The organism is Desulfofundulus sp. (assembly GCF_049701015.1).
GTDB lineage: Bacteria > Bacillota > Desulfotomaculia > Desulfotomaculales > Desulfovirgulaceae > Desulfofundulus.
Genome location: NZ_JBNATZ010000150.1, coordinates 1 through 6,290 on the forward strand (window position 1 = coordinate 1; position 6,290 = coordinate 6,290).

The window sequence follows — 6,290 nt, forward strand, 5'->3', positions numbered from 1 at the left end:
CTGCTGGCGACCATACCCTCTTCATCGGTGAAGTGGTGGCGGCCGACGTAGCGGCGGAAGAAATCGAGCCCCTGATCATGTACCGGGGAAAACCCGTGAGATTGCGTTGATCCGGTTTTACGCTAAATGGGCCTTGCCGGAAGATGGCCTTCATGTTACAATTGAGACAGTTGCCAAAGGGGAGTAGTCGTATTGGTAGAGTCAACATACTGGCCTTGTGCCTGGCTCTACCGGCCTTAAACGGGCTTGACGAGACCTTTGCACCCGTAAAGGGATGTAAAGGTCTCTTTTTATTTCCCACGGAATACATAGGGGAGAATAAAAGGAGGTCGTTTTATATGATGGAAGCTTTCTGGTTATCACTAATTCTTATCTTTCTGGCTGAACTGGGGGATAAGACCCAGCTGGTTTCCCTTACCCTGGCCACCCGCTTCAATGCCACGACGGTTCTGGCCGGGATTTTTACCGCCACCCTGCTGGTTCATGTCTTTTCAGCTGCTCTGGGGGAACTGGTGGGAGGATTGCTACCCACAAACTGGATACATTTTTTCGCTGGCCTGGCTTTTGTCGGGTTCGGGCTGTGGACGCTGCGTGGAGATAATTTAGATGAGGAAGAAGATAACCGTTACAGTAAACTCTCCCCCTTCTGGCTGGTTACCATCACCTTTTTTTTAGCTGAATTCGGAGATAAAACGATGTTGGGCACAGTGACTCTGGCTACCACCCATCCTTTCCTGCCAGTCTGGATCGGTTCCACATTGGGCATGGTCCTTTCCGATGGATTGGCTATCTGGGTGGGACAGGCCCTGGGTAGACGTCTGCCTGAACGGGTAATAAAGGTGGGAACCGCCTGCATTTTCTTTATCTTTGGTGTACTGGGCATGATTGAAGGAGGAATGGCCCTTGGCCCCGTTGCTTGGGTACTGGGAATACTTATCATTGGCCTACTTACCTTCTTCTTTTTCTACATATTGCCGCGCATGGAAAAGCGCTTCTAACATTTCCCACCATACTCCATTTTAATCCGTTAGTTAGTAAAGAGGAGCCCTGCTGACAGGTGGACTCCTCTTTTTGTATCAATTTTTTTGTATCAATGTTAAAGAGGTTTTTTCAAATCCTTGCAGAAAATTTCCATATTGTTACCAAGCTGCCGAACCGGAAAAGAGGGGAGTCCTGCGTACATGCATGTGGGTGTGGGGTACAGTTTACATCCAAACTCCCGGGAAGCTGCCAGGAAAGCAGCACGGCTCGCCATATCTCGATCGGGACCGCCCGCTATCACATTTCTTTTTACCACTGAAGGGTATAACCAGGAAGAGGTCCTCGAAACAGTGACGGCCGAAACGGGGACTTCAAAACTGGTCGGCGCATCCGGAGCGGGAATCATAACGCCGGAAGGGATCAAAAGGCACGGTGTGGAAGTGGTAACGCTCGCCGGTGAAGGGATCACGGCCAGGACAACCCTGGTAGAAATGCTACACGGACGGGCCGATGAAACGGGCAGGAAACTGGCCGAAAGGCTCTTAAGCGAACCGACTCCGGAGCAAGGTACTGTATTTGTGTTTCCCGACGGCCTAGCAGGCAATATTGCCCGGATGCTGCGCGGTGTTTACGACGTGCTGGGCTCCCAGTTTACCTATGCAGGCGGTGGAACCGGAGATAACATGCGCTTCTTCAGGACTTACCAGATGACCGAAACCGGTGTAACCAGCGGAGCGGTAGCGGCAGCCCTGGTTGCCGGCTGTTCCTTTGCTACCGGCATCAGTCACGGGTGGGAGCCTTTCGGTTCTCCGCTGCTCATCACCAAAGTAAAAGGTAAAATTGTCTTTGAAATTGACGAGCAACCGGCCTTTCAGGTCTACTCGAGCCGGCTCGGAGGAATAACGAGCGAAGAGTTTCCTGACTGCGCCGTCCGCTACCCGCTGGGGATACCCGATTCAACCGGAAAATTTATTATCCGCGATCCTCTCAAACTGGGTGCAGACGACTCGATTGAATTTTCCACAGAAGTACCCTGCCGTACCGTGGCCTACCTCATGCGCTATACCAGTCCTGAAAGCCTTAGCCGGGCGGCCCGTGAGGCAACCGTGCAGGCCGGAAAATCTGTGAACTTTCCCCAGTTCGCCCTGATATTCAACTGCGTATCGCGCTGCTTGTTAATGGGAGAACATGCGACCAGGGAACTGGAAGCGATCCGGAATATAACAGGCGGGGTGCCCATGGCGGGTCTCCTTACTTTTGGGGAAGTGGGCAGTTACTCCAGCGGCCCCCCTCTTTTCCATAACAAAACTTTGCTCATTGTCCTGGGAGGTTCTAAATGATGAGCCCCGGCGCACTGGAGCTGGCTTTTTTATATGAAATATCCTCGCTTGCCTGGCCCGGTTCAGAAGCAGACCTTTTTGATGAGGTAATAGAGAAAACAATACGGCTTTTCGGTGTCCAGCGGGCAGCCCTTGTCCTCTACGACGATACGGGACAATCTACCCGCTACACCTGGGGTTTCGGCCGGAACAAAGCAAGCGTTCTCAAGGAACAGTCCGGGCAGAACCGGAATCCGCAGGGGGTTTACTTTAAGGAACTGGGGTGCCCTCCACTGGGGAGTCTTTACCTTGAAAAAAGCGAAGATTTCCCGGAGAACGAACGCCGCCTGCTGGACGTGTTTTCCGGACGGCTGGCAAATATCCTGCAACTCCACATCTGGGAGAGGAAAAACAAGAAGCTCAGAGAGCGTTTCCAGCTGGTTTTCGAAAACATGCCCATGGTAGGTGTCCTATCCTTTAATCAGGAAGGGAGGATTATACATTACAACCGGGAAGTGCAAAAAATTCTCGGCCGGGCTGCACTGCTAAATGATGGTTACTGGCTGACCCAGATCAGGCCTGCAGCCGAGTTTCAAAAGCTCCTTACCTGGACGTGGGAAACCGGTCAGGTTATCGAAGCCGGAGAATGGCAAATTCAAACGCCGGAAGGAGACCTGCGGTGGGTACTTTTAACCCTGGTCCCTGTAAAGCAGGACGAGAAGGTGGAAGAAACTTTTTGCATGATCATAGACATAACCGGGCGAAAGCAAGTAGAGGAAGAACTCAGGCGCTTGAGCATTTTTGACAGCCTGACCGGCCTTTACAACCGCAATCATTTCGAGCAAAGAATCCGCCAGCTGGATGAAGAAGGTGTGCGGCCGGTAAGCGTCATCGTGTGTGACGTAGACGGGTTGAAGCCGGTTAACGACTGCCTGGGTCATAAACACGGGGACGAGTTGCTTCAAAAGGTAGCCGCGCTGATACGCGAAGTATTCCCCGGAGAAGAGGCTTTCCGGGTAGGTGGTGACGAGTTTGTCGTCATCCTGCCGGCAAGAGATAGGGAAGCGGCACAGAAAGCTTGCTCGTCCTTAATAGAAACCCAGGAGAAGTTCAACAGGGGTCATTCCATCATTCCGCTCAACATTTCCGCCGGAGTGGGTGTCACGGAGACCCCCCGCAGGTCCGTTTATGATGCTTACAGGCAGGCAGACGATGAAATGTACCGTGACAAGTTGCAGCATTGCGCTGCAGACAGGTACGATGTAGGCCGTTCCCTCCTGACAGCGCTTTTCAGGAATTACCCTCATATAGAAAGGCATGCCAGGCGGGTTAAGGAACTGGCGTGGCGCCTGGGGAAGGCAGCAGGCCTTCCCCCCGAGGAGATGGACAACCTGATCTTGCTGGCCGAGGTGCACGACATCGGAAAAGTGGGCCTCCCGGCTCACATCCTGCGCAAAAATAAACCTCTTACAAAAGATGAAGAGGAAGAGGTAAAACGCCACTGCGAATTAGGATACAGGATTGCCAGGTGCTCACCTGCACTTAACCAGGTGGCCGAGCCAATCCTGCAGCACCACGAGCGGTGGGACGGGCAGGGGTATCCGCAGGGTCTAAAAGGAGAAGAAATCCACCTCTCGAGCCGCATTCTTGCCATAGCCAACGCTTACGAAGCTATGACTGCCGGCCGGCCCGGCCAAAAAGTCACGTCCCCAGAGGAAGCGATGACAGAACTCAGGCAAGGGGCAGGAACCCGGTTCGACCCTCACCTGGTGGAAATTTTCCTTAAAATGTTGTGAAACCATAGTGGCAAATGTCTAGTCTGAATTTCATTATGGGGACGGGCCCTTCCATACCGCCCCGGGTACCTGGAGGAAGGGAATATAGACCGCCCGGCGGGCCACCAGATCAAAGTTAAACTGGTCCGGAACGGCCACATTGCAGTTCATCTCGCACTGTCGGCAGCCGGTGCAGAGTCTTTGATCCACGAATGTGGGTTTCCGGCGCAACCTGACCTGAAATGTGCCGTCACTGTTTGCTGCCCGCTGTTTCTGTTATAATATAAACATACCCTATGAGGTACATTTGGGGGGTGAATACAAATGGGAAGCAACTATATGGAGAACGGAGCCGGGAAACCGGATCGGGATAACACGATGTCCGGGCACCACCTGTTACAGGGAGAATTGTTGCAGAGGTTGAAAAAAATAGAGGGGCAGGTAAGGGGTGTCTCCAAGATGATTGAGGAGTGCCGCAGCTGTGGCGATATTGTCACCCAACTGGCGGCCATCAAGGCAGCCGTCAACCGGGTGGGCCTGACCGTGCTGGCCTGCTATATGGTTGAAAAAATAGAAAAAGACCTGCTGGAAGGCAAGGATATCAAAAAATCACTGGACGAATCCCTGGCCATATTCAAGAAGTTCTCCTGAAGTCAAGGAACAATTTACCGCAACAAAAAACCCGGGACGGATTTCCCGTCCCCGTCTTCCCCAGCTATTGCTATTGCACAGCCTTGTAAGCATCAACCTGGGTCCCGTGACCGAATAAGTCATCAAATGTTTGACTGGTTGTAAAAATTTACATTCGATGATATTTTGCTGGCCAGGTCCTCATGGTCCTGGTCGATACCGCTGTCCAGAATAGCTATTTCTACCGATGGATTACCGCTCGTTACGTCCCAGGCTTTGTAAGCCTCGATGTCCGCGCCCGGCTTCCCGCCGGTTTGACCAATATTGTCCATGTCCCACTGTTTCGGGAAATAAGGGTCATTCGGAATTTCCAGGGCTTTCGCCACGTAATCAGGCTCTGCAAACTCTACTGCACTTTCTTTCTGGTACTCGTCCACCTTTTCTTCAGCTTTCCCCGCAGGCACTTCAACTACCTGCGCACCCAGGGAAGCAGGCAAATCCCTGATTACCTTTCCGCCGTGTCTGCTGTGAATACTTCTTTTAACTGTTTCACTTATAACTGTTTCACTTACACCAGCCTTAAACTTGACAATCACCCGGTCAGGTTCTGCTGCGTTTCCTGCGGGCGGCATGATCGCTCCGGCGGGTACAGGCAGACCCAAAGCAGCAAACGCGAACAGCAGACCCACAATAATGGAAAACAGCTTACTCCTTCTTAATTTACCAATCCTCCTCTTTTGGGTTAATGTGAGAAAATTTTACCACAATGTCCCATTAATTTCTAGATGATTCACATAAAAAGCAATTCTCCGGCCTCTGGGAAACCAGATACATTATCTACATTATATACGTTATATACCAGATATACGTTATATACCAGGGTTGACCGCCGCGCTTTCTTCGTTAGAGAAAAGGTGAGCCGCGGCGGTCCCCGTTTACCGAACAGGTACCCGCGTGAAAAATACCGCCCCCAGTTCCTTCCGTTGCAGTTCTGGAACGCTGACCAATAACTTCGTCCCCTGCAACGGCCGTTTTCCCACTCTCATCGCCCTGGCTTCCATTTTTATCGGGCCGGCGGCAGCCCCGGGCTTCAGCTCTATAGCCGCTGCGTTTACCGTTGCAGGGCTCATTCTGGCAGGCATAATGATTACCCTGCTTACTTCGTGGCTGCTTTCCAGAACCATCCTTAAAGGGGTGCCTGCAACCTTTACTCTGGAACTTCCGCCTCTTCGCCAGCCCCAGGTGGGTAGATTGCTGGTCCGCTCCGTCCTGGACCGTACAGTCTTTGTTCTGGCCAGGGCAGTTACCGTTGCCGCCCCGGCGGGAGCCCTGATATGGTTGCTGGCAAACACCAGTCTGGGAGGCCATAGCCTGCTTGCCCGGGGAGCGGGTCTTCTGGAACCACTGGGGCGGGCCCTGGGCCTGGACGGCTTCATCCTGCTGGCCTTTATCCTGGGCCTGCCGGCCAATGAAATTGTCCTCCCCATTTTACTTATGGGGTATCTATCAACAGGCGCTCTGGTGAAAGTGGACGGCCTGGCCGATCAATATATAACCGGCGGGACCGCCGGCATCTTTTCCGTAT

At 52.6% G+C, this 6,290-nt stretch carries 6 protein-coding genes and 1 pseudogene; 5 read left to right on the forward strand and 2 right to left on the reverse strand.

Annotated features, from left to right (window positions below; translation table 11 throughout):
- Positions 1-338 precede the first annotated feature (338 nt).
- The 3 genes from ACPLUI_RS09715 (at position 339) to ACPLUI_RS09725 (ending at position 4,096) form a co-directional block, all read left to right on the forward strand.
- Entirely contained in the window at positions 339-998 is a 660-nt protein-coding gene (locus tag ACPLUI_RS09715; RefSeq protein WP_424660064.1) for a TMEM165/GDT1 family protein, read from the forward strand.
- 183 nt (positions 999-1,181) lie between these two features.
- Positions 1,182-2,321: an FIST signal transduction protein gene (locus ACPLUI_RS09720; protein ID WP_424660065.1), complete on the forward strand. Its 1,140-nt coding sequence runs from the start codon at positions 1,182-1,184 to the stop codon at positions 2,319-2,321.
- Complete coding sequence (locus ACPLUI_RS09725) at positions 2,318-4,096, forward strand: HD domain-containing phosphohydrolase (protein ID WP_424660066.1); 1,779 nt, start codon at positions 2,318-2,320, stop codon at positions 4,094-4,096. The genes ACPLUI_RS09720 and ACPLUI_RS09725 overlap by 4 nt, the downstream gene beginning before the upstream one ends.
- Positions 4,097-4,129: 33 nt before the next feature.
- Here ACPLUI_RS09725 and ACPLUI_RS09730 read toward each other — a convergent pair whose 3' ends face one another.
- Positions 4,130-4,285: a hypothetical protein gene (locus ACPLUI_RS09730; RefSeq protein WP_424660067.1), complete on the reverse strand. Its 156-nt coding sequence runs from the start codon at positions 4,283-4,285 to the stop codon at positions 4,130-4,132.
- Between the two features lie 114 nt (positions 4,286-4,399).
- On the opposite strand from ACPLUI_RS09730, the gene ACPLUI_RS09735 reads away from it, so the two are divergent.
- The gene (locus ACPLUI_RS09735) at positions 4,400-4,726 is read left to right on the forward strand and encodes a metal-sensitive transcriptional regulator (RefSeq protein ID WP_424660068.1); all 327 of its coding nucleotides are present in this window, start codon (positions 4,400-4,402) and stop codon (positions 4,724-4,726) included.
- 122 nt (positions 4,727-4,848) lie between these two features.
- Here ACPLUI_RS09735 and ACPLUI_RS09740 read toward each other — a convergent pair whose 3' ends face one another.
- Entirely contained in the window at positions 4,849-5,394 is a 546-nt protein-coding gene (locus ACPLUI_RS09740; protein ID WP_424660069.1) for a S8 family serine peptidase, read from the reverse strand.
- Between the two features lie 265 nt (positions 5,395-5,659).
- Between ACPLUI_RS09740 and ACPLUI_RS09745 the strand changes: the two are divergent.
- A pseudogene (locus ACPLUI_RS09745) lies at positions 5,660-6,290 on the forward strand (hypothetical protein); the annotation flags it as partial.